The 22076-nt window shown below is 60.0% G+C and carries 19 protein-coding genes and 1 pseudogene; 10 read left to right on the top strand and 10 right to left on the bottom strand.

Going from position 1 to position 22076, the window contains the following annotated elements:
- Positions 1–30: 30 nt before the first annotated feature.
- Genes ACQK2M_RS10020 through ACQK2M_RS10035 form a run of 4 tightly spaced genes read left to right on the top strand, consistent with a single transcriptional unit; the run spans position 31 to position 3450 of the window.
- Complete coding sequence (locus ACQK2M_RS10020) at positions 31–762, top strand: ATP-binding cassette domain-containing protein (RefSeq protein ID WP_425417680.1); 732 nt, start codon at positions 31–33, stop codon at positions 760–762.
- Positions 759–1508 (top strand): ATP-binding cassette domain-containing protein, encoded by a 750-nt coding sequence (locus ACQK2M_RS10025; protein WP_425417681.1) that lies wholly within the window; start codon positions 759–761, stop codon positions 1506–1508. The genes ACQK2M_RS10020 and ACQK2M_RS10025 overlap by 4 nt, the downstream gene beginning before the upstream one ends.
- Positions 1505–2494: an ABC transporter permease gene (locus ACQK2M_RS10030; RefSeq protein WP_425417682.1), complete on the top strand. Its 990-nt coding sequence runs from the start codon at positions 1505–1507 to the stop codon at positions 2492–2494. The genes ACQK2M_RS10025 and ACQK2M_RS10030 overlap by 4 nt, the downstream gene beginning before the upstream one ends.
- Positions 2491–3450 carry an ABC transporter permease gene (locus ACQK2M_RS10035; protein WP_425417683.1) on the top strand — a complete coding sequence of 320 codons (960 nt, stop codon included), beginning with the start codon at positions 2491–2493 and terminating at the stop codon, positions 3448–3450. The genes ACQK2M_RS10030 and ACQK2M_RS10035 overlap by 4 nt, the downstream gene beginning before the upstream one ends.
- 13 nt (positions 3451–3463) lie before the next feature.
- On the opposite strand, the gene ACQK2M_RS10040 is transcribed toward ACQK2M_RS10035, so the two are convergent.
- The 3 genes from ACQK2M_RS10040 to ACQK2M_RS10050 are packed head-to-tail and all read right to left on the bottom strand — an operon-like array spanning position 3464 to position 6327.
- Positions 3464–4369, bottom strand: a complete 906-nt coding sequence (locus ACQK2M_RS10040; RefSeq protein WP_425417684.1) for an amidohydrolase family protein — start codon at positions 4367–4369, stop codon at positions 3464–3466.
- A 9-nt stretch (positions 4370–4378) separates the two neighbouring features.
- Positions 4379–5323, bottom strand: coding sequence for a threonine ammonia-lyase (locus ACQK2M_RS10045; protein ID WP_425417685.1), 945 nt, complete (start codon positions 5321–5323; stop codon positions 4379–4381).
- A complete protein-coding gene (locus tag ACQK2M_RS10050) occupies positions 5320–6327 on the bottom strand; it encodes a succinylglutamate desuccinylase/aspartoacylase family protein (protein ID WP_425417686.1) in 1008 nt (335 codons plus the stop codon). Before ACQK2M_RS10050 ends, ACQK2M_RS10045 begins: the two co-directional genes overlap by 4 nt.
- Positions 6328–6538: 211 nt before the next feature.
- Here ACQK2M_RS10050 and ACQK2M_RS10055 point away from each other — a divergent pair, with 211 nt between their 5' ends.
- Both ACQK2M_RS10055 and ACQK2M_RS10060 read left to right on the top strand, forming a co-directional pair.
- Positions 6539–7357, top strand: a complete 819-nt coding sequence (locus tag ACQK2M_RS10055; protein WP_425417687.1) for an IclR family transcriptional regulator — start codon at positions 6539–6541, stop codon at positions 7355–7357.
- A 53-nt stretch (positions 7358–7410) separates the two neighbouring features.
- Complete coding sequence (locus tag ACQK2M_RS10060; RefSeq protein WP_425417688.1) at positions 7411–7776, top strand: RidA family protein; 366 nt, start codon at positions 7411–7413, stop codon at positions 7774–7776.
- A 57-nt stretch (positions 7777–7833) separates the two neighbouring features.
- Here the strand turns inward: ACQK2M_RS10060 and ACQK2M_RS10065 are convergent, their stop codons facing one another.
- From ACQK2M_RS10065 to tcuA, 3 genes are all read right to left on the bottom strand, one after another.
- Positions 7834–8931 carry a lactonase family protein gene (locus ACQK2M_RS10065; RefSeq protein ID WP_425417689.1) on the bottom strand — a complete coding sequence of 366 codons (1098 nt, stop codon included), beginning with the start codon at positions 8929–8931 and terminating at the stop codon, positions 7834–7836.
- A 497-nt stretch (positions 8932–9428) separates the two neighbouring features.
- Positions 9429–10496, bottom strand: coding sequence for a tricarballylate utilization 4Fe-4S protein TcuB (gene tcuB / locus ACQK2M_RS10070; protein ID WP_425417690.1), 1068 nt, complete (start codon positions 10494–10496; stop codon positions 9429–9431).
- Entirely contained in the window at positions 10483–11871 is a 1389-nt protein-coding gene (gene tcuA, locus ACQK2M_RS10075; protein WP_425417691.1) for an FAD-dependent tricarballylate dehydrogenase TcuA, read from the bottom strand. The genes tcuB and tcuA overlap by 14 nt, the downstream gene beginning before the upstream one ends.
- A gap of 79 nt (positions 11872–11950) precedes the next feature.
- On the opposite strand from tcuA, the gene ACQK2M_RS10080 reads away from it, so the two are divergent.
- A complete protein-coding gene (locus ACQK2M_RS10080) occupies positions 11951–12868 on the top strand; it encodes a LysR family transcriptional regulator (protein WP_425417692.1) in 918 nt (305 codons plus the stop codon).
- A gap of 22 nt (positions 12869–12890) precedes the next feature.
- On the opposite strand, the gene ACQK2M_RS10085 is transcribed toward ACQK2M_RS10080, so the two are convergent.
- Positions 12891–13730, bottom strand: coding sequence for an IclR family transcriptional regulator (locus ACQK2M_RS10085; protein WP_425417693.1), 840 nt, complete (start codon positions 13728–13730; stop codon positions 12891–12893).
- 192 nt (positions 13731–13922) lie between these two features.
- Here ACQK2M_RS10085 and ACQK2M_RS10090 point away from each other — a divergent pair, with 192 nt between their 5' ends.
- Positions 13923–14348 (top strand): FAS1-like dehydratase domain-containing protein, encoded by a 426-nt coding sequence (locus ACQK2M_RS10090; RefSeq protein ID WP_425420016.1) that lies wholly within the window; start codon positions 13923–13925, stop codon positions 14346–14348.
- A gap of 29 nt (positions 14349–14377) precedes the next feature.
- Here the strand turns inward: ACQK2M_RS10090 and ACQK2M_RS10095 are convergent.
- Positions 14378–15729, bottom strand: a protein-coding gene (locus ACQK2M_RS10095; RefSeq protein ID WP_425416286.1) for an IS3 family transposase whose coding sequence is annotated in 2 segments (ribosomal slippage) — positions 14378–15393 and positions 15393–15729 — 1353 coding nt in all. Because the reading frame shifts where the segments join, the coding sequence is not laid out codon by codon here.
- A gap of 485 nt (positions 15730–16214) precedes the next feature.
- Between ACQK2M_RS10095 and ACQK2M_RS10100 the strand changes: the two genes are divergently transcribed.
- Positions 16215–17396, top strand: coding sequence for a Bug family tripartite tricarboxylate transporter substrate binding protein (locus tag ACQK2M_RS10100; protein WP_425417694.1), 1182 nt, complete (start codon positions 16215–16217; stop codon positions 17394–17396).
- A 96-nt stretch (positions 17397–17492) separates the two neighbouring features.
- Positions 17493–19412: a tripartite tricarboxylate transporter permease gene (locus tag ACQK2M_RS10105; protein ID WP_425417695.1), complete on the top strand. Its 1920-nt coding sequence runs from the start codon at positions 17493–17495 to the stop codon at positions 19410–19412.
- A gap of 176 nt (positions 19413–19588) precedes the next feature.
- Here the strand turns inward: ACQK2M_RS10105 and ACQK2M_RS10110 are convergent.
- Positions 19589–19902 (bottom strand): annotated as a pseudogene (locus tag ACQK2M_RS10110) (transposase); the annotation flags it as partial.
- A 174-nt stretch (positions 19903–20076) separates the two neighbouring features.
- Entirely contained in the window at positions 20077–21795 is a 1719-nt protein-coding gene (locus ACQK2M_RS10115) for an SMP-30/gluconolactonase/LRE family protein (RefSeq protein ID WP_425417696.1), read from the bottom strand.
- Positions 21796–22076: the final 281 nt, after the last annotated feature.

A 22076-nucleotide genomic window follows, 5' to 3' on the forward strand; every position in this document is an offset into this window, starting at 1 on the left:
GGCGAATAGAACGATCGTCGAAGAACACCGATGCTTCAGGTCAACGAACTTTCCAAGCGCTATGGCGAGACGATTGCGCTTGACTGCGCGACGATCTCGCTGAATGCCGGCGAGATACATACCATCTTGGGAGAGAACGGCTCCGGAAAGAGTACGCTGGTCAAGCTGCTTTCAGGCATTATCGCGCCCGACACGGGCGACATCCTGCTCTCCGGTGCAGACATTGCCGGTGCCACACCATCGGCTTTTCAGGCGCAGGGCTTCGCGACCGTGTTCCAGGAGGTTCTGGTCGCGCCCGACCGCAACGTAGTGGATAACATTCTGCTTGGATGCGACGGGCTGCTAAAACGCCGGATACCGCGAAGCCAGCGCGCAGAGATCGCGGGTAGCGCGCTGTCGCAGTTCGCTGTCACGGATGTTGGGCTGGACGAACTGGCCGGTCATCTGCCTCTAGCCGCGCAGCAGTTGGTGGTGATCGCCCGTGCGCTTGTGCGCAAGCCGAAAATCCTCGTCCTGGACGAGGCGACCGCCGCGCTCGATTTCGCCGACCGCGAAGCTGTCTTCGAATTGATGCGCAAGCTTGCCGGTGATGGCTGTCTGGTCATTTTCATCACGCACCGCATGGATGAAGTGATGTCTCTGTCGGACCGTGTCACTGTCTTGAGAAGCGGCAAGGTGGTCACGACCTTGCCGCGTGAAAAGCTCAATCCGGACGAACTCTTGTCCCTGATGGCGCCGGAAATGATCGGAGCCGCATCGTGAACGGTCCCACACCCAGACTGACGGTCAGCAATTTGAGCCTACGCCCGGGACGGCTATCGTTCGACGAGCGCATTCATGAAGGTGAGGTGATCGGCCTGGCTGGGCTCGATGGAAACGGCCAGGAAACCTTTCTGGAAGTTCTGTCGGGCCTGCACACTCCCGCTGGCGGCGCCGTCTATCATGGCGACGGGCAGGAGGCATCGCAGAAACTGCGCAGCCTCCGTCATGCGGTGTCACATGGCGTCGCCTATCTGCCACGAGACCGTCGCTCCAGCGGCATCTTCCCAACCATGTCGATCCTCGACAATTTCGCGATTTCAACGGTTTGGAACGATTGCCGCGCCGGGCTCATCAGTGCGCGCGAACGGCGGCAGCGCTATGAGCACTATCGCGAACGTCTTTCTATCGTTGCGCCGCATCCTTCCAACCTCATCACATCGCTGTCGGGTGGAAACCAGCAGAAGGTTCTGTTGGCACGGGCGCTGGCTCTGGAACCGCGCATTCTTCTGCTCAACGATCCGACGCGCGGCGTCGATATCGCCACGCGCAAGGTGCTCTATGACGTCTTCAAGGAACTCGCCGCCGACGGCATGGCGCTGGTCGTCCTGTCGACGGAAATCGAAGAGACGCTTCACCTGTGTGACAGAGTTCTGGTGTTCCGCGATTACACCGTAGCCAACCGGCTGGCCGGTAAGGATATGACCGCCGACCGCATAATAGCAACAATGTTCGGGCGTGACACATGAGCGTATCGACTGCGGAAAACGCAAAACCGGTCAAGCCACGCAAACGGCTCGGCAGCGAGCTGCTGCTCTACGCAGGCTTCGCTCCGGCATTATTCGTGATCCTTCTCGTGATCAATGTCTTTCTCAATCCGGCGCGGTTCTCGCCCGCCGCATGGGGAACGTTGATCGGTCTGGCTGCTCCGCTGATCGGTGCGGCGATTGCATCGACACCGGCCTTTCTCGGTGGCCGGGGTGGAATCGACATCTCCGTCGGGCCGCTGATGGGCTTCGTCAATGCCGTTATCGTTCTGGTGTTCATTCAGGGGATGGGGGTTACGTCGCCCTTTATCATCGTGCCGGCTGCCCTGCTGATCGGCGCGGCGGGCGGTGTCGTGAACGGACTTCTTACCTCTGTGCTGCGCATCCAGCCAATTGTCGCGACACTCGGGACATATCTTGTCCTTATCGGTGTGACGCTGACGATCCTGCCATCGCCGACAGGCAGCGTGCCGCCTTGGTTGTCGCAGCTGTCCGGCACATGGTCCATTTTGCCGCTGGGCGGTGTTTTTCTCGCCTGGTGGGCGATCTGCCGCTTGCCCTATCACGGCCAGCTGATGGCCGTCGGCAGCGATGATCGCGCGGCCTATACGGCGGGCGTGCCCGTCACTCTCGTGCGCTTTTTCTCATTCGTCATCACCGGCCTTTTCGCAGGCGCTGCTGGGCTGATGCTGACCGCGCTGATCGGCTCGGCGGACCCTGCGGTCGGACCGACATATACGCTGCTTGCGATCTCTGCGGTGGCGCTTGGTGGCGTGAGCCTTGCCGGCGGACGCGGCGGCGTGATCGGCGCGGCAATCGGTGCGATCGATATTTTTCTGCTGCAGAGCGCGCTGACCTATCTCAACGTTTCGACCTTTATCCTGCAGATCAGCTACGGCGCCATCCTGGTGATCGCGATCATGTTGACGGCCGGCCAGGAGCGCCTGATCAACGGAGCCGCACGATGAACAAGCTGTCGACAGATCAGCGCCGCGCCCTTGGCGCCCTGCTTATTGCGGTCGCACTGCATGTTTGCGGCATGCTGATGATTGACGGATATGGCTCCGGATTCTCGCTGCGCGCGATGCTCGTGCTGGCGTCGCTGCTGGCTCTGGCGTCTGTCGGCCAGACGCTTGTGATCATCCTTGGCGGCATCGATATGTCGATCCCGTTCGTTATCGGCTTCGCCAATGTCATCGCCGCGCAGCTCTACGGAGATGGCATGAGCTTCTGGCTCGTATGCGCGATCGTACTGGCGTTGGCCTTGATCATTGGCGCGCTGAACGGCGCGATCTCCGGCGGTCTTGCCATCCACCCGCTCATCGTGACGCTCGGCATGGGTACGATTATCCAGGGTTCCGTTTTGCTGTGGACGGCGGGCTTTCCGTCCGGTTCGGCTCCGCAGGCGGTATCGGAATTCGTGTCCATTGGCGGCAGCGCCATGGGTCTTCCCGTTCCCTGGCTCGTGCCCAGCCTTGCCGTGGTCATCGTGGCGGTCACGCTGCTGCTGGCGCGCACGCCATACGGGCGGCGTATCTATGCCGTGGGCAGCAACCCGCGTGCTGCCGTTCTGGCGCTGATAAGCCCGCTCGGCATGTGGACGCTCACTTTTGCCGTCAGCGCATTTTTCGCGGCGGTAACCGGTATTCTTCTGTTGGGCTTTACCGGTAGCGCCTATGCGCAGGTGGGCGAGCCGTACCTCTTCCAGACCATCGCCGCCGTGGTGATCGGCGGCACGGCGCTGGTCGGCGGACGCGGCTCCTTCATGGGAACGGTTGCTGGCGCGCTCGTTCTGACCGAGCTCAACACATTGCTGATCGGATTCGGCTTGCAGCCCTCGCTCGTTCAGGCCGCGCTTGGCGTGGTTATCATCATGCTGGTCTCGCTTTATGGGCGCGACCCGCATGTAAGCACACGCATTTGAACCGAAGCGAGCGTCAGTCGCGTACCGGGACCCGGTAGACCTCTTGCGCGCAATCGTAAAAGACCGAGTGCTTCTCGCTGTCTGACAGGTCGTCGACGATTTTGCTGAAAACGGCCAGCCACTCAGCAAAAGAGATATGCAGCGACGACACAGGATAGTCGCTGGCAAACATGCAGCGGCCGGGGCCGAAACAATCGATGCAATGGCGCACGATTTCGGCAAGGCTCTCCACAGTCCATTGCGGATCGTAGGCGACCGGGTCGGATATCTTGAGGGTCACGTTATCGGCTCTTGCCAGCGCGCGCAGGCCATCGCGCCAGCGGGCGATCCCGTCTGCGTCGCGGTCCATCGGGCTGCCGCAGTGATTGACGATGAAGCGCATATGCGGATGGTCCAAAGCCAGACGGAGTGTGTCGGCCAATTGCCACGGCGAAATCAGCAGATCGAAGCTGAGGTCGCGGCGTTGCATTGCAGCAAGCCCTTTCAGCCAATCGGCGCTCTTCATCATTTCGGCATCTGCCGTACGGGTCTTGGCCGGATCGGGATGCCAGGACAGGATTTCCCTTATGCCGGTGACCCGTGAGTGGCTTGCGAGGCCTTCCAGGGTCGTCTCGATATCGGGGCTGGCGAGCGCCGCGAAAGCCACGTACCGCGCTGCGATGCCATCAGGCCGCTCAAGGCTGTCGAGCCATTCGGTCTCGCCTGTGCGATCGCCCGGATCCCAGTTTGCCTCGGCATGAACCGTGGCGACGATATTGGCGCACCGCGCCTGTTCCAGATAGTCGTCGACCAGAAAGTTTCGCCGCAAAGGCGCGAGCCCGTCGCCATGGCCGGATGGCGCCAGCCAGTGGTGGCGCTGCAGGCTCAGGTCCCAAAGGTGGTGGTGGGCATCGATGATTGGACCCTGATAGATCGCCATGCTGATTTCCTAGCCGGGAATGCCTTCCGTGCCCGCGCCGCAAACAAGCGCGCAGAGCTGCTCGCCCTCCTTCAAGGACACGTGCCCGCCGCGCATGGCCGCTATGGCAGCGGCGCCGCTCAGGTCGGCCGCCAGTCCAAGTTCGGACCACAGCCACTTGGCGCCTTCTTCCATTTCGGCATCTTCCAGAAGCACGATCTCGTCGATCAGGTCGCGGGACAGGGCGAAGACGCCATCATCGGTGCGGCCGCAGGCCATGGTGGCGACCTTCGTCGTTACTTGGGGAATGGAAACGACTTCTCCGGCGGTAATCGATGCGTGGAAGGTCGGACACCCGGTCGGCTCGATGCCGATGATGCGGATCGACGGCTTGAGCGCCTTCAGCGCGACGGACATGCCGGTGATCAGCCCGCCGCCGCCGATTGCGATGAGGATGGCGTCGAGATCCGGTCGTTCGTCCAGTATCTCCAGCGCCAACGTGCCTTGTCCTGCCATGACGGCAGAATCGGCAAAGGGATGAAAATACGCCGCGCCGGTGGTTTCGGCGAATGCGAGAGCATGATTGTTGGTTTCGTTCCATACGGAACCAACCACCTCGACCGTCGCGCCTATGGCGCGCAGCCTCTGCAATTTATACGGGGCGACATTTTCTGGAACGAAGATCGTCGCCTTGACGTCTGCCAGGCTGGCCGCGCGGACCGTGGCCAGTGCATGATTACCGCCCGAGGCGGTCACGATCCCATTTGCGAGCGCGTCGCGCGGTGTGCACAGAAGTTTGTTGGTTGCGCCACGGGCCTTGAACGAGCCGCTTGCCTGCAAGCACTCCAGTTTGAGCCAGACCTGCGCTTCGGAAAGAGGTTCGCTCAGCGCAGTTGCTTCCATAAGCGGCGTCCGCCTGATCAGCGGGGCGATCCGTTGGCGAGCGTCGGTGATGTCTTTCAGTTCGAGCTTCATGACGGCTGACTCGGCGATGCCACGACCACGCAGCAATTGCCGGCGCGCACGCGGCCGGGATGGCGCAAACCGTAGAGGATGCCGTCCGTTTCGAAAACAATGTCCTTGGGCGCGCGTCTCGGATCGGACAGGAAGTGGACCCTGCCGGCCTTCTGGCCGGCGCGGACGTTGGTGCCAAGCGTGTGCAACGGTTCGAAGACACCTTCATCCTCCGACAAATGGTGCGCCTTCGAGCCGAGTTCATAGAAGGTGCGAGGAGCGTCATTGCCCTCGTTGGCCGCGTCGCTCTCCACGACGCCGAAGTGGCTCAGCAAATTATGCACGCCCGTCCGGCATATCTTGACCGCTTCGGGCGTTACCGTGCCGGCTCCGGCCATTTCGGTTCCAACGGTCACGAGACCGGCGCGCACAGCACTCGCCGTGGAGGTGCGCGGATCGCCACGGTTGGAGATGACGACTGTCATCGGCGCGTCGAATGCGGCAACCGCGGCCTGGATCTTGCCGGCAAGGGCGGGGTCGTCCGACGGTTCGATGATCGCACTCGGGATGATGGAAAGGGACGAGCCGCCCGAATGGAGATCGACAAAGGCATCGGCGAGCGGGAAGAGCGCATCGTGGACGAGAGAGGAAAGCTGTAATGTCGTCGAGCCGAGCGGATCGCCCGGAAAGGTTCGATTGAAGTTCAAGCCATCGATTGGCGAAACGCGCATGCCCGCCTTGACGGCCGGAAGATTGATCGCCGGAACGATGATGAGCCTGCCATTGACGCGGCCGGGATCGAGGTCGCGAATAATTTCGCCGAGGACGATCGGCCCCTCATATTCATCGCCGTGGTTGCCGCCTTCCAGAATGACTGTCGGACCGTCGCCGTTGCTAATGACCGCGATCGGCACGGGCAACACGCCCCAGGCATCATCATGTTCCGAATAGGGCAGGCGGATAAAGCCCGTCTGCTTCCCATGCTTGTCGAAGTCGATATCTGTTTGCCATGGCGTGTTCGACACGGTTATTCCAATTCATGACTTGCGGTCGAGACAGCGGCTTGCCCAACATCGATGGGTAAGCGCTGGCTTTTGTTTTTTCTATATATAAAAAAAATTGTTTACCCATGATATTGGCGCCTGTCAATCTTTGGTGCTAGAGCAATTCCAGCTCGGTTTCGAGCAATTTCACGGGATTCGCATGTCGAGCAGCGAGACAAAAAAAAGAGGCCGATTGCCGGGAAAAGAGCCGGCATCCACCGCTTATCGCGCGCCGGCGCTTGAGAAGGGGCTGGATATACTGGAGCTGCTTGCCGGTCAGACGGACGGCATCACGCTCAGCCAGATTGCGCAGAAGCTGAGCAGGTCCGTTCAGGAAGTTTACCGGGTGGTCCTCTCGCTGGAGCGGCGTGGCTACGTGACCCGGGGAGGCGACGATACGTTTCGCCTGTCGATGAAGCTCTTCGACCTTGCGTCGAACAATCTTCCGGTCAAGCGCCTGCTGCAATACGCCCATCCCATGCTCGAAAACCTGGCGATGTCCGTGGAGCAGATCGTCATCGTTTCCGTCGTGGACGGCTGGTCGACGCGCGTCGTTGTGGTCGCCGAGAACCCGGCTCCTATCGGTTTCCGGGTGCGGCTGGGGACTCATCGCCCTCTTTTGAAGTCTGCTTCCGGGCGCACGCTTCTGGCGTTTCAGCCGGATGCCTATCGTCAGCGGCTCACCGCAGAGTTGTCCGAGGCGAGCACGGAAAACAGGAAGGATTCGGACCGCTACATCGCCGCGATCGAAAAGATACGACAGCGTGGATATGAGATCGTCAGCAACGAAACGTTGCGCGGGATTACCGATGTCAGCTTTCCGGTCCTCGACGCCAATGACGTCGCCCATGCAGCATTGACCATGCCCTATCTCGTGTGGGTGGAGAACGCGGTGAATGTCGTCGATGCCGCCCAGCAGCTTTACGAATGTGCATCGGCACTTTCGAAGGAGATCGGGGGGCATCTGCCCCGCCCTGATTTTTCCGACATCAAATCAGTGGCCGGGAAGTGAATGCAAGAACCGGTTTGCCGGTTACGAACCGTTGAGCAATTATTGGAGGAATTATGCCCAAAGAGTGTTTTGGAAGTTCTCACGTTCCGCTTTCGCCTGCCGTGCGCGCGGGAGATTTTGTGTTTATCTCGGGTCAGGTGCCCGTACGGGGTGACGGCAGTATCGTGTCGGGCGGCATAGCGGAGCAGACCGAGCAGGTACTGGCGAACGTCAAATCCGCGCTTGAGCTTGCCGGATGCACGATGGACGATGTGGTCAAAACGACGGTCTGGCTCGAGGATGCCCGTGATTTCGGCACGTTCAACGAGGCCTATGGCAAGCACTTCCCACAAAATCCACCAGCCCGCACGACGGTTGAAAGCCGGCTGATGCTCGATATCAAGATCGAAGTGGAAGCCGTGGCCTATAAGCCGGCCTAACGGCACGCCCGAAGCGGAACAGTGCGGCCCGCCGATAACGAGCGGGCCGCAGCCGGTTTAATCGGCAAATTTGATGCACATCGGCGTTCCAATGCTGATGGAGCGTCCCGTATCGGTCAGTTCACCGCTTGCCGCGTCGCGCCGGAACATGGCGACGCAATCGCCGTTCTGGTTTGCGGAAAAGAGCGTGTTCCCAGACGGGGTCAGCGCGAGATTGCGTGGCGTTGCGCCGCCGCAGGGTGTGTGGCCGACAAGGGACAGAGCGCCGCTATCCTGATCGACGGCAAAGACAACGATGCTGTCATGCCCCCGGTTCGAAGCGTAGATAAACCGACCGTCCGGTGAGATCTGGATATCGGCGCAGTGATTGTCGGCCTTGGCATCGTCGGGAACCGCCGGCTGCGTGTCGATCAATTCCAGTTGGCCGCTTGCCGCGTCCAGTTTTAGCGATGAAACCGTCGAGTCGAGCTCGTTCGTCACGAAGGCGAACCGCCCTTGCGGGTCGAGCGCGAGGTGCCTCGGGCCGGAACCGGCGGGCATCGCCGTTTCCGCCATGCGCTCAAGACGGCCATCGTCTCCAATGCGATAGGTGATCAGCTGGTCCAGCCCGAGATCGCAGGCGATCGCGGTGCCGCCTTGCACGGTCTCGGTAAAGCTGTGGGCATGGCTGCGTTCCTGGCGCTCCTTGTTCGGTCCGGTTCCCTTGTGGGCGAGGCTCGCCAAAAGCTCCGTGAGCTCGCCATCCTCCCGGATGCCGTAAACAACCAGCGACTGGTTCGGGCCGCTTTCGCCCATGCCGTAATTGGAAACGAGTAGCTTCGTACCGTCACGCGTGATCATGTTGTGAGCGGTGATGCTGCCCAGTGTCGGGCGCATATTAATATGCTCGAGTGCCTTGCTGTCGCGGTCGAAGGCCAGCGCGGTGACGAGGCCTTCCGGCCAGACAAAAACCTCTGAATTGGCATAGACGCGGCTTCCGTCCTTGCTGACAGAAAGGAAGGTCGGATTGTCCACGGCATCGGTCTCGCACAGCAGTTCTGTGTCGAGCGTCTCTTCGTCAAATGCGAAGACCGATAGCCCGACGCCGCGCGCACCTTGAAAATATGGCGCCTCACGATTGAGACAGCCGACAAAGGTCAACAGTTTCGTTCCCATAGATTCCTCGCTCCCGAATGAATATTTTGTATATAAATACTTAGCGCTTCTCATTTCAATCGGCGGGTGCCGAAGGCGCGCGACGCCTTGATGCGAATCTGTCGCGCAAATTCTCGGACTTACGGCGAAGGGCGCTCCTGCCATTGGCTTTGGTTTTACGCGATTTCATAGCGCAGTTATGAACAGTTGTCCGTCGTCAGAGGCTTTGGGACAATCGGCAGCTTGATCTACGGTCTGTTTGAATAGCCCCGAGTTTTCTATCCCTCTATGAATGGACGATAATTCCGCGATGGAGCGATAGTAATGTTCTTGTTATTGTCCGAGTTAGTTTGGAATACCAAGCGCTTAGGCGACGAATTATGGCCGAAAGGGATCGCTGACAGATCGACATGATCCTAATTGAGGAGAAGAGACCGGGAACGAGCCTAATCTAAGATCTGCAAAGGACGGCATGTTCTTGGGCGCGATCAAACCGGAATTCGATAAGACCGTATGTATCAGTTGCGGCGGCAGTTGGCGTCGCGCGCCAACGCGGCCAGGCGATAGAAGCCGTGCGCCATCTTCGAATAGGGCGTAAGCAGGAAGAATGTCAGTACCGTGCCGAGATGAAGCGCCAACAGTACCGGAACGGCCGATGTGCCGGTCGCGGCATAGAGCACGAGCCCGGTCAGCGAGACCGCGAACAGCAGCAGCACGAAGGCCATTTCACCGCCCCATATTTTCGGGGCGCCAAGGTCCGGGTCGGCCTTCGTCTTGAGCCAGGCGAGACCGGCCGTACCAAGGCAAAGCAGTATGCCGCCCGGCACGCCGAGCAGTTTGGGAAGGCTGATGAAGCCGTAAGGCGCTTCCAGCCCGAAGGCGTAGTGTAGCACGGTGCCGCTCGCGGTTGCTCCGAAGCACAGGAGGAATCCGTAGAGCGTTGCCTGGTGGAAATATCGGCGAGCCTGGGAAAATCGGTCCTCATCCTCGAAATTGCAGCCGTCACCATGTCCTCCGGAGAGATTCTTTATCCGGCCGGCGTCGAATAATGCGGATCGCAGATCGGCCAGGTTGAACGACTCGCCGCCGACATCCCGCCAATAGGCACGCATTGAAATGCCGATCGCAAAAAGCGGAAGGAGAAAAGCGGGCGTAAAGATCGCCACCATGAGGGTGTGGGAAAGAGACGCATAAAAGCCTTCTCCCGTTTCCGGCTTCATACCCTGCGCCAGTGCAAAGATCCCGGCGAAACCGGCGATTAGCGAGGCGGCGATCACCACGCCCGACCGGTCGAAGAGCCCCGCGAAGCCTGCTGGCCATGCGTATTTCTTCCAGCTCTCGTGTCGAACCTCGGCCAGAACCTTCGGCACGTTCAGCGCGAATTCGTGAGGCTCGGTATATTGGCAGGCGTAGTAGCAGCCCCGGCAGTTGTGGCAGAGATTTGCCAGTTGCGTGATGTCGCCATCCGAGAAGCTCCTTTCGCTTTGCAGGGCCGGGAAGACCGCGCAATATCCCTCGCAATAGCGGCAGGCATTCCAGATTTCGGCTTGCCGGCGAGCTTCGGCAATGGCGTCACTGATTTGCATGAGCGGCGGCCTCCCGACCCGCGATGCGTCCGAAGACGGTTCCGATCGTCATGCCGAATCCGGCGAGATAGCCCTTGCCGAGGATCGAGCCGGCCATGGTCTCTCCCGCTGCCCAGAGATTTGAGACCGGGCGGTTCCCGACGGAACACTGGGCATGGTCGTCGACCTTCAAGCCGAGATAGGTGAAGGTGACGCCGGTGCGCAGGCTGTAGCCGTAGAAGGGCGGCTTCGTAATCGGACGCGCCCAGTTTGTTTTGGCCGGCGTGATACCGGTGGTCGCCACGCCGTCCAGTTCTGTTGGGTGGAATTGCGCATCGTCGCCACAGGCGGCGTTGAACGCCTTGACCGTGCTGCGGAGCTTTTCGGATGGAAGGTCGAGCTTTGTGGCCAGTTCCTCGATCGTGTCCGCGACAATGGGTGGAAAGACGGAGGGCATGAAGAGGCTGATCGCCTTGGAGTCCGTGATGACGTAGCCCACCTGGTCGGGTTGCGCCGCCACGAGCCGGCCCCAGATCGCGTAGCGCTTGGGCCAGACGTCCTCGCCCTCGTCATAGAATCGTTCAGCGTTCTTGTTGACGACGATGGAGAAGGGCACGCAATCGAGACGGGTCACGATTCCGCCATCGAACTTCGGAGCACGTCCATCGATGGCGACCGCATGACACTGCGTCGGGTCACCGACTTGCTCCACGCCCTGTTCCAGCATGTCGGCGAGAACCACGCCGCGATTGTAGGGCGTGCCGCGGATCAGGAAATTGCGCGCCGCCGGTCCCCATGCGCGCGCCAGCCAGTCGAGATCCGCCTGGAAACCGCCGGCGGCGACAACCACTGCGCGCGGGGCTACGCGGTGGGTCTTGTCCTGCCAGGCATACTCGACCGAGGCGATCCGGTCGTCGTCGAGTTCGAGATGGGTGACTTCGGCCTCGTATCGTACAGCAACGCCGAGCGCCTCAGCAGTTCGGTAATAGGCGTTCACGAGGCTCTTGCCCCCGCCCAGGAAGAAGGCATTCGTTCGTCCGAGCGAGAGCGTCCCGGACAGCGACGGCTGAAACCGGACGCCGCGCTCCACCATCCAGGGCAGGCACTCCTCCGATGTCCTGATCGCCAGCCGGGCCAGATCCTGATTGGTCTCGCCGCCCGTCACTTTCAGGAGATCGGCGAGGTATTCCTCTTCGGTGTAGCTGTCGACGAGCGGACCGAGCGGGCCGTGATGCATGCAGCGGAAATTGCGCGTGTGGCGGGAGTTTCCGCCACGATAGGGCTTTGGCGCCGCCTCCAGAATCAGGACGCGGGCACCGGCTTCCGCAGCGGTCATGGCGGCGCAAAGGGCCGCATTGCCGCCGCCTACAACCACGATGTCTGGGCCGTCGCTCATGGTTTCCTTCCGTATTTTCCTCCTGCTAGCAGCGCGTATTTTATTTGACTAATGACAAATCCTACGAGATTGATGCGAAATGCGGATCAATTTCGACTTCGCCGATCTCGAAGTGTTTCTTTCGGTCAAGGAAACGGGCTCCTTCCACCGGGCGGCCAGTCGTTTGGGGCTATCGCAGCCTTCCGTCACGCGACGGATACGCAAGCTGGAGGAGGCCCTCGGCTCTCAGCTTTTCGAGCGCACGACCCGCGAAGTCCGGCCGACGCTTGCGGCCAAGCGATTGCAGGTTCGAGCCGAGGCGATTTTGAACGACGCGCAGGAAACGACGCGTGCGATGCGTGACGAAAGCGAGGCTTTCGCTCACCAGCGGGCGCTGACCGTGACACTCGCGACGATTCCCACAGTCGTTTCGGGGATCGTAGCGCCCGCGATTAACGCCTTTCGGAAGAAGACCCCGCGCACACGCGTACGGCTGCTCGATCTCGCAGCGAACGAAGTGGCGGAAGCGGTAGCCCAGGGCGAGGCGGATTTCGGGCTATGTTCGGTGCCCTTGCTCGAACCGGCCACCGAGTTCGAGCCGCTTTTCACCGATCCGATCGTCCTCGCCGTTCGCGCGGAGGATCCGCTTGCCGCGCAGTCCCAACTCAACTGGTCCGATGTCGGGAATGCCGCGCTGATCCTGCCCGCCCGGGGCACCGGTAACAGACTTCTGATCGACGAGGCGCTTGCGCGTGCGAACGTGCCGATCCGCTGGACCCATGAAGTTCGCCGGACTTCGACGGCGCTCGACCTCGTTGCGGCAGGCGTCGGCATCGCTCCGTTACCCCGCTCGGCATTGTCCGCCTATATGGCCGGTGCGGTGGTCGCTCGCCCGGTATCGGCACCCAGTATCGCACGGCCGATCGGTTTGCTGACCAGATCCGGTCAGCGCGACGACCCGGCCACCGCCGGCTTGGTTGACGCCATACGCAGTACCACTGCTCAACGATTTGACTGAATAACGCCGTTCCGCCTCGAAATCAGGGCACGTTGCCAAGCGGGCCGTCTGGCGCTTCCAATTTCGCGATTTCGCCGCGCAGGAGGTCAATGGCCTCTGCAAGATGCGCATCGTCGAAGCGGTCGCCGATCGCAGTAACGCTGATCCCGCCAATTGGCCGGCCGGAATAGCCTCGGAGACAAAAACCGAGCGCCTTGATGTTGACGTCGCCAAGCACTTTGCCGAAATCGTATCCTGTTTCCTCGGCCTTCTCGCAGCGCGCGCGAACCTCGTTGATACTGGTTTTGTAGCTGACGAACCGGCTCTCGTTCTGGGTCAGGATCAATTCGCGTTCCATCTTACCGAACCCGGACATGAGCGCGATACTGCCCGCACCGATCCCGAGAGGGCGATGCATCCCTATATTCACGGTACAGGTCCGGATCGGGTAGCTGCCTTCGATGCGTTCGACACAGACGGAATCTAAGCCGTTGCGCATGGCCAGATAAACCGTGTCGCCCAATTCGCCGGCGATATGTTTCAATGTCGGGAGAACGGCTTCCTGGATGCTGAAGCCCATATAGGCCGCGATATAGAGTTCCTGCAGTAGCGGCCCCAGGTGGTAGCGACGGGTCTTCGGATGCCGGACGACGAATCCCACCGCGTTCAGCGCGCTAATCACGCGGTGCGCCGTCGGCTGCTCGAGCCCCGCGATCTCCGCGACATCCTTCAGGCGCAGGCCCTCATCGTTGTTCGTGGCCAGGATTCGAAGCAGAGCCGCCGTGCGGACGACGCTTTGGGCGCCCTTCGGGAGGTCGACATCCACATAGTCGGCCCACGTGGCGCCGTCCTGGGCGTTGAGTCGATCCGTCTCGATTTGCATGCCGCGCTCCCTAAATTCCTTTTTCGTCATATTTTGAATTTAGCAGGTCAATGATAGTTGATAGTCTAATAATATTTCAATATGTGGGTTGTTGGTAGTGGGAATTTAACCCGTGGTTGCGGCAGCATACTACGTGTGAATCGCCTGTCAAAGCCGCGCATATTGTCATTTCAGGCGGGGGAGTGGGTCTTGGTGCTGGACTATGAGCGTCTCAAGCAGTGGCGTTTTCCGGAGATTGAGGTCGCCTATGGCCCGACGGATGTCATGTTGTATGCGCTTGGTCTCAATCTCGGCTCGGACCCCCTCGACGAACGCCAATTAAGGTTCGCCGCGGCACCCGACCCATCCGTCCTGCCGACCATGGCGGCGATAATGGGACGTCTCGGACCGTGGATGCGCGCGCCGGAAACCGGAATCGACTACAGCCGGATCGTGGTCGGGGAAGTCGCGTTGACTTTGCATCGCGCGCTACCGTCGCAAGGCCGGCTCACGGCGAAGCACCGTATCGTGGGTATTCACGACAAGGGAGAGGGGCGCGGAGCGCTCGTCGTCGTGGCGCGGGACCTGATCGATGTGTCCGTCGTCAGAGGTTTTGAGCAGTTCGGCGGCCTGATCTAGTGGAGGCTCTGGCCCATCAGGATTTCATTCTAAGCGGCGGCCTTGCGATGCAGCAAGCGCCGTTGATTGATAGTTTCGCGTTTGATCCTTTCTCTTGTCTGCAGGATGGTCTGGCTGCGTCCGAAGTAGACGTCGGCCGGTGTGAGATTGCCGAGGCTCTCGTGGTAGCGCCGGTTATTGTAATGATCGACAAAGGCGTCGATCTGCGTTTCGAGAGCACCCGGCAGGAAGTGGTTTTCGAGCAGGATGCGGTTTTTCAACGTCTGGTGCCATCGCTCGATCTTGCCCTGGGTCTGGGGATGGCAAGGCGAACCGCGGGTGTGCTCCATCCCAATGCCGGAGAGCCAATCGGCCAGTTCGCCGGCGACGTAACATGGACCATTGTCTGACAAGAGCCGTGGACGTTGCATCACCTTGGCGTTGTCGCAACCCGATGCCTGCAGGGCGAGTTCCAGCGTGTCGGTGACATCCCCGGCCTTCATCGTGGTGCATAGCTTCCAGGCGATGATGTAGCGCGAGTAATCGTCGAGGATGGTCGACAGATAGAACCAGCCCCAGCCGATGACCTTCAGATAGGTGAAGTCGGTCTGCCACAGCTGGTTCGGCGCGGTCGTCTTGTCATGGAACTCATCGGCAGCCTTGATGACGATGAAGGCTGGACTGGTGATCAGATCCTGCGCCTTGAGCAGGCGGTAGACCGAGGATTCCGAGACGAAGTAGCCTCGCGTGTCGGTGAACGTCACCGCCAGTTCGCGCGGTGACAGCTCCGGCTCATCAAGCGCAAGGTCGATGATATTTTCTCGGATGTCGTCGGGAATGCGGTTCCAGACCCGCCCGGGCTGAGGCTTGCGATCTTCCAGCGCATCGACGCCGCCGGTGAGAAAGCGGTCATACCAGCGATTGAAGGTCGAGCGGGGAATGCCGAGCTTGTCCAGCGTGCGCTTGGTCGGCAGATGCGACTGCTCGACGAGCCGGATGATCTCCAGCTTCTCGGAGGCGGGATATCTCATTCGTCGTCGCCCCCATCCGCGATCATGCTTTTTTTAAGCAGCCGCAGTTCCAGCGCCTGCTCGGCGACGACCTCTTTCAGATCATGGGCCTCGCGACGCAGATGCTTGACCTCGTCACTGGTGGCTGCCCGCGCGGTGTCGCCGGCCAACCGCTTCTTGCCGGCTTCGAGGAACTCTTTCGACCAATTGTAATAGAGGCTCTCGGCAATGCCTTCACGCCGGCACAGCGCGGCAATCGACTCCTCACCGCGCAAGCCTTCCAGCACGATGCGGATCTTCTCTTCCGCCGAATAATGTTTGCGGGTTGCACGGCGGATGTCCTTGATGACCTTTTCCGCCGGCTCCTTCTGTGTCCCGGATTTCCGTCTCATCTTCGCTCCTTGAAGGGCTACGATGAGCCAGAAATCCTCCTCTATCCGTTAAGCCGAAATTGTCTCATTGGTGCTGAACCCGGACAACCGCAGATACGGTCTATGTCAGTGGCGGAGGTGGCTTCCGTTAGATGGTTGTCTTGCAGTGCAGGATATCGCCATCGCGATACTGCGTCTCCTTACGGCAAGCGTTGAAGTGAGATCGCCAGGATTTTCGCTGCCGAGGAATCCTAATTCGCGGTTGATCGGTCCGTATCGGATGGTGATCTGGTCGAAATACAAAGAACCACAATATGGGTCTAAGATGGAACCTTGAGAAAATTAAAAAAAATAATACCAACTATTGGAAAATATGACATCACTTGGTACGGTCCGCCTGCTTCGGCTTCGCGGATGGTCCGGAAGTCCTGGGGTTGGTCATATGCTTGCCGGTTAGAAGCGAGCGAGCATCAGATGGAAGAAAATTAGCGCAGAGGAGGAGAGTCATGAGTTCTTTGAAAAGAATTGGGGAGGTTAAGAAGAAAATGGTATTCAATATAACCAGGCGCGGTATTGCGGGCGTAGTTGCCGGAACCGCCCTCGCACTTACCATGGCCTTGGCGCCGAATGCGTACGCAACCGATTTCTCGGGCGAGCGGGTCCGCATCGTCGTACCCTTCAGCGCTGGCGGCGGAACAGACAGCCTGACGCGCGCCCTTGTGCCCTTCATGGAAAAACACCTCCCCGGCAATCCGAAAATCCTGGTTGTGAACAAGCCCGGTGCGGGCGGCATCATCGGTGCCAATTATTTCGAGCAGAACGCCGAAAAGGACGGCACTTGGGTCATGGCGATGTCGCTCTCGACGGTCATGAATTACCTCCTTAACGACCCCCGGGTGGAGTTCGATATGCAGGCATGGGAGCATATCATCGTTCTTCCGCGCGGAGACATAAACTACGCCCGCACCGAACTCGGGCTCGCGGGGCTGAATCCGAAAGATCTGGTCGCGAAGATGCGCTCTATTCCGGCGGATGATCTGGTCTTCGGAGGCATGACTCCGACCGATGCGGGCTTGAAGCAACGCTTGGCCCTGTCGTTGCTCGGCGTCGAGACCAAGAACGTTTGGGGCATGGGAGGCGCCGGCCCGATCTCGCAAGCATTCGAGCGCGGCGAGTTCGCGCTCAACTTCGAAAACTCGCTGGCTTACCTGAATCAACGCAAGCATTTCCGTGACTCGGGCATCTCCATGGAGCTTTGGACTCATGGCGCGCCGGATGCCGATGGGAATTGGAAGGATGCCGAGGGCAATTGGCACCGCGATCCCACCTGGCCGGATGTTCCGACTTTCTATGAGGTTTACGAAGACGGGGCCGGCGGATCGTTCGATAGCCCTGCAGGGCAGGCCACCCTCGCGCTGCTCAAGGTCGGTACGCTTACCAACAAATCCTTCCACCTACCGGCTGGTGCCGATGAGGGCGCAAAGGAGGCTTGGTGGCAGGCGATGCGCGATGTGATGGAAGATCCGGAATTCATCGAGCTCAGATCCAACGTCCTTGGCGAATATACGGCAACAATCGGCCCGGCCGCGAAAACGGCAATTGACGATGCGTTGACGCTGTCGCCGGAAGCGCGCGCCTACATTCGTGAATTCGCGAAGGAACGCTACGATCTGGATCTGAACCTCTAATCAGTACCGTTCACATTCGCAGCCAGATCGCCCGGCCCTCACAGGCCGGGCGTATCTTCGGGGCTGACCGACCACGGAACGAAGGCATTCACCGACATGGACATTCAAATTGTCATCGACGCCCTAACCCAACTGTTTGAGCCAACACATCTGGGCTTTCTGCTTCTGGGCACTGCGTTGGCGATGCTCGTCGGCATCCTACCCGGGCTGGGTGGCGTCGCAGGTTTATCGCTGCTGTTGCCGTTCGTGTACAATATGGAAGCGTCGCATGCGCTGGCGATGATGATCGGATTGCTGGCGCCGACGACGACCTCGGATGCCTTTCCATCGGTGTTGATGGGCATTCCCGGCACTTCGGCCTCGCAGGCTACTGTTGTCGACGGCTTTCCGCTTGCGAAGAAAGGCGAGGGTGCTCGCGCGCTGGGCGCGGCCTTCTCGGCCTCCTTGTTCGGCGGACTGTTCGGAGCGGTCATCCTGACGGGGGCCATCTTTTTGGCGCGGCCGATCATTCTCGCCATTGGCTTCGCCGAGCAAATGATGCTCATCGTTCTGGCGCTGAGCATGATTGGCGTGCTGACCGGCAACAACGTGCTGAAGGGGCTGGCGTCCTGTGTAATCGGCTTGATCATCGGCATGATCGGTTTCGAACCGCACGGCACTGTCCGCCTGACGGGCATTCCCGGCGTGTACGAGTCGACCTATCTCAGCGACGGAATCGCCATCGTGATCATCGGCCTCGCCATGTTCGCCGTGCCCGAAATTATCGATTTGCTGCGGCGACATGAGACGATCTCGAAAGGCGGTGTCTTGGGCAGCGGCTGGTTACGTGGCTTAAAGGATACGGTCCGGAACTGGTGGATCGTCGTCCGCTGCTCGATGATCGGCTGCGTGGTGGGGGCTCTGCCGGGCCTCGGAGGATCAGTGGTCGATTGGATTGCTTACGGCCATGTGGTCCAGACTTCAAAGGACAAGTCGGAATTCGGCAAAGGTGACATCCGCGGCGTGGTGGCGCCGGAGTCCGCCAGCAACGCGAAGGAAGGCGGGGCGATGATCCCGACCATCCTGTTCGGCATCCCGGGATCTGGCAGCTACGCCATCCTTCTCGGCGGTTTCGTCATGATCGGTATTCAGCCTGGAACGCAGATGATTTCCGAGCATCTCGACCTGACCTTCACGATGATCTGGTCGCTTGCGCTTGCTAATGTCTTTGGGGCCGGTGCCGCCCTGTTGCTGTCTTCGCAAATCGCGAAACTGACCACGATCCGGTACGGATACCTGGCGCCGTTCATGCTGGTCTTGATCTTCTTCGCCGCATTTCAGGCGACACTGCAGTGGAACGACATGATCGCACTGTTCGTGTTCGGCGTGCTAGGCGTGTTCATGAAGCGCTTCGATTGGTCTCGGCCGGCTCTTTTGATCGGCTTTTTCCTGTCCGACCGGATCGAGACCTCCCTGTACCAGTCGATCCAGGTTTACGGCTACAGCATATTTGAGCGGCCAATCGTGCTCATCCTGCTGGGGTTGACAGTGCTGTCGATCATTGCCGCACTGCGCTACGACCCGAACGCCGGAAAGGTCTATACGGAGGAAAGCGAGGCGTCGACCCGGCGCAAATGGCCACAAATCGGCTTTACGATCTTCATGTTGGTGATCGTCCTTGTCGCGTTCTTCGACGGCTTCCGTTACCAGACGCTGGGCCGCATCTTTCCCTTTTGGGTCGGCCTGCTGGGTTTTGCCTTCATTCTGCCGGTGCTTTTCCAGCAGATTGCTGCGAAGAAGCCTTGCTCCGTATTGTCCGATCAGGAGTTGCTCGGCGATACGAGCCATTCTGTGTTCTACTATCTCGGCTGGATTTTTCTGGGCATATTGGGCGGCACCTTTCTGGTTGGGTTCCCTCTGGCCGCTGCGGTGTTCATCTATCTGTTCACCTCGCATAAAGTTGGTATCAACCACGTTCGCAACGCGCTTCTTGGCCTTTCCGCGGCGTTTTTTTCGGGGTGTTATCCTACTTCCTGACCCTCGAATACCCCCAAGGCGTTCTGCAGTGGTTTACGGCCAACTACCTGGGCTTCGAGATGCCATTTTATCTGGGGGGGCCGCAATAAGGCATAAAGTGGAGTCGGAATTCCCCCGATTTGATGGACACTATTTTCGATAGTGAAGGAGTCGTTTTTCATGCAGAGAACTAGGAACCCACATCCGCGATCATGCTTTTTTTGAGCAGCCGCAGTTCCAGCGCCTGCTCGGCGACGACCTCTTTCAGATCATGGGTCACGCGGCGCAGATGCTTGACCTCGTCGGTGGTGGCTGCACGCGCGGTGTCGCCGGCCAACCGCTTCTTGCCGGCTTCGAGGAGCTCTTTCGACCAATTGTAGTAGAGGCTCTCGGCTATGCCTTCGCGCCGGCAGAACGCGGCAATCGACTCCTCACCGCGCAAACCTTCCAGCACGATGCGGATCTTCTCTTCCGCCGAATATTGTTTGCGGGTGGCACGGCGGATGCGCACACCACAATCTGCTGGTCAAGGATGGCGGATTGACGAGCGGACCTTTCCTGACCCGGAGAACGCCTGCACTCGTTAGCTCGTTTCCTCGTTTCTCGGCTGTCGGGGCAAGCGCGCTCTGCCTCCTCTAATCGCCAGACTCGTCAGCATTGCAAGCGGGCGGCGGCGATGAAGACGTCAGCTTATCTCGAAGGGCGTCTCGGCGATGCCGCTGGACTCCGTGCGAATCCTGAACAATGAGCCGGATAGCGGCGCTTCGCTGAGCCGTTGCGACGACAGGCGGATGCGTGCGGAGGTGACGAACAGATCCTGCAGGTCGGGGCCTCCGAAGATGCAACTCGTGGGGCGGGGCACAGGCAGGGGAATACGTCTGTCGATCTTTCCGTCCGGCTGATAGCGATTGATCGCCCAGCCATCGTAATGCGCGATCCACAGAAAGCCCTCGCGATCCACTGTCAGCCCGCCCAGGCGGCCTGCTTCCTGCGGGACCTCGATAAGGATGTCCCTTCGGCCGATTTCGCCGGTTGCCAGGTCGAACTCGTAGCGGAACACCTGGTTTCGGCCAGAATCGATGAAGTACATCAGCTTGTCGTCAGGGGACCAGGCGATGCCGTTGCTGATTGCGAAGCCCGTATCGACCGCGACTGCGGACCCGTCTCCGGTGATACAGTACAGGCTTCCGTGGCCCGGCGTTCCATCGATGGCCATGCTGCCGACCCATAGGCGCCCCGCGCGATCGACCTTTGCGTCGTTCAGCCGGTTCGAACTCAGACGTGGTTCGGGATCGGAGAAGGGCGTCAGTTGGTGCGACTGGAGGTCGAGCATCTGAACGCCCTTCTGTGTCGCGACGATCATGCGGTCGGTCTTCGTATGCGCGACGGCGCTCAGCATGCAGGGGAAGCGGACGACCTTGTTGTGCTGAAGATCCGGGCTGAAGATGTTGAGCGACGGTTCGAGGATGTTCACCCAATAGAGCGCGTTCTGTTCGGGAACCCAGAGCGGGCCTTCGCCCTGGATGGCCCGGGTCTCGTACGCGCAGGACACCTCGTCGGGAATGCTCTCTTTCGGGCGCGGTGGTGTCGAGACGGAGAAGGGCTGGGTGTACATGCCGGCATTGCCGGCAATGCGACGCGCGGCGTCGATGAGATCCCTGCCGATGGCGTCCAGCTTGTCCCAGTCCAGCCGGAACGAGGGACCTGTCACGGTCAGGGCTCCGACAGGCCGGTTGCTCGCGTCAAGGATAGGTGCGGATACCGAGGCGATACCCTGGACCCGCTCCTCCATCGACGTGGCGTAGCCTCTCGCAGTCACGAGGTCGATGTGGCGCCGCAGCTCCATCTCGTCCGTGATCGTCGACGGCGTGAGTTGCTCAAGGTTGAGGCGGGAGAGAATTTCGGAGCTTTGAACCGGTTCGAGCTTGCTGAGCATGGCCTTGCCGGCAGAACTGGCATGCGCCGGGGCGCGGCTGCCGACCGCGCTGGCAACCCTGAGCTCGCTCGTCGCGTCGACCTGGTCGATATAAAGCACTTCATAGCCGTCCAGCACGGAGAGTCTGGTCGTTTCGCCCAGACGGTCGCGCAAGGCGATCAGTTCACTGGAGGCCGCGCTTCTCAGGTCGAAGCTCTCCCAGACCGTATGCGCCAGATCGAAGAGCTTTGTGCCCAGCCTATAGGACTGGTCGGACGGGTCGTGGCGCAAATACCGGCGATCGACCAACGCCTGAAGAAGACGGTACAGCGTGCCCTTGGACAGATCGGTCGCCGCAAGCAGATCGGTGATGCGCGGCGGCGTCCTCGATTCGGCGACGGCATCCATGACGCGGAAAGCCTTGTATAGAAGCGCAACACCGGGAACTTCCCGATCCTGCTTCGTGGTTTTGCTCGATTCCTTGCTCACGTCGAATGCCTCGGCAGGTGGCTATGGTCGTTTTCACAGTCTTCACGGAATCGGACTTGCCCCGATGTTTCCCGAGAGTGGCATAATATGGAAGCTTTGACCAAATGTCAGCCAGTCGTTTCATGATGTTGAAATTGCTGCCGTAGCTTCCAGATTCCGCGCATTCGCTGCATTTCTGCATCCCGCATCACGCCTTCATGTGGAGCCCTAGCATGCGCGGAATGAATGGAGGCTGAATTTTGTTTCTCAAACTATGGACATATCGTCCATATTATGCGATT

The organism is Oricola indica (genome assembly GCF_965227485.1).
GTDB lineage: Bacteria > Pseudomonadota > Alphaproteobacteria > Rhizobiales > Rhizobiaceae > Oricola > Oricola indica.

Bases quoted from the DNA above. Each gene is read 5' to 3' on its own strand.
- tcuA (WP_425417691.1), bottom strand. From the start codon at position 11,871: ATGAGCGACGGCCCAGACATCGTGGTTGTAGGCGGCGGCAATGCGGCC.
- ACQK2M_RS10060 (WP_425417688.1), top strand. From the start codon at position 7,411: ATGCCCAAAGAGTGTTTTGGAAGTTCTCACGTTCCGCTTTCGCCTGCC.
- ACQK2M_RS10030 (WP_425417682.1), top strand. From the start codon at position 1,505: ATGAGCGTATCGACTGCGGAAAACGCAAAACCGGTCAAGCCACGCAAA.
- ACQK2M_RS10020 (WP_425417680.1), top strand. From the start codon at position 31: ATGCTTCAGGTCAACGAACTTTCCAAGCGCTATGGCGAGACGATTGCG.
- ACQK2M_RS10035 (WP_425417683.1), top strand. From the start codon at position 2,491: ATGAACAAGCTGTCGACAGATCAGCGCCGCGCCCTTGGCGCCCTGCTT.
- ACQK2M_RS10105 (WP_425417695.1), top strand. From the start codon at position 17,493: ATGGACATTCAAATTGTCATCGACGCCCTAACCCAACTGTTTGAGCCA.
- ACQK2M_RS10045 (WP_425417685.1), bottom strand. From the start codon at position 5,323: ATGAAGCTCGAACTGAAAGACATCACCGACGCTCGCCAACGGATCGCC.
- tcuB (WP_425417690.1), bottom strand. From the start codon at position 10,496: ATGCAAATCAGTGACGCCATTGCCGAAGCTCGCCGGCAAGCCGAAATC.
- ACQK2M_RS10085 (WP_425417693.1), bottom strand. From the start codon at position 13,730: ATGCAAATCGAGACGGATCGACTCAACGCCCAGGACGGCGCCACGTGG.
- ACQK2M_RS10080 (WP_425417692.1), top strand. From the start codon at position 11,951: ATGCGGATCAATTTCGACTTCGCCGATCTCGAAGTGTTTCTTTCGGTC.
- ACQK2M_RS10100 (WP_425417694.1), top strand. From the start codon at position 16,215: ATGAGTTCTTTGAAAAGAATTGGGGAGGTTAAGAAGAAAATGGTATTC.
- ACQK2M_RS10065 (WP_425417689.1), bottom strand. From the start codon at position 8,931: ATGGGAACGAAACTGTTGACCTTTGTCGGCTGTCTCAATCGTGAGGCG.
- ACQK2M_RS10040 (WP_425417684.1), bottom strand. From the start codon at position 4,369: ATGGCGATCTATCAGGGTCCAATCATCGATGCCCACCACCACCTTTGG.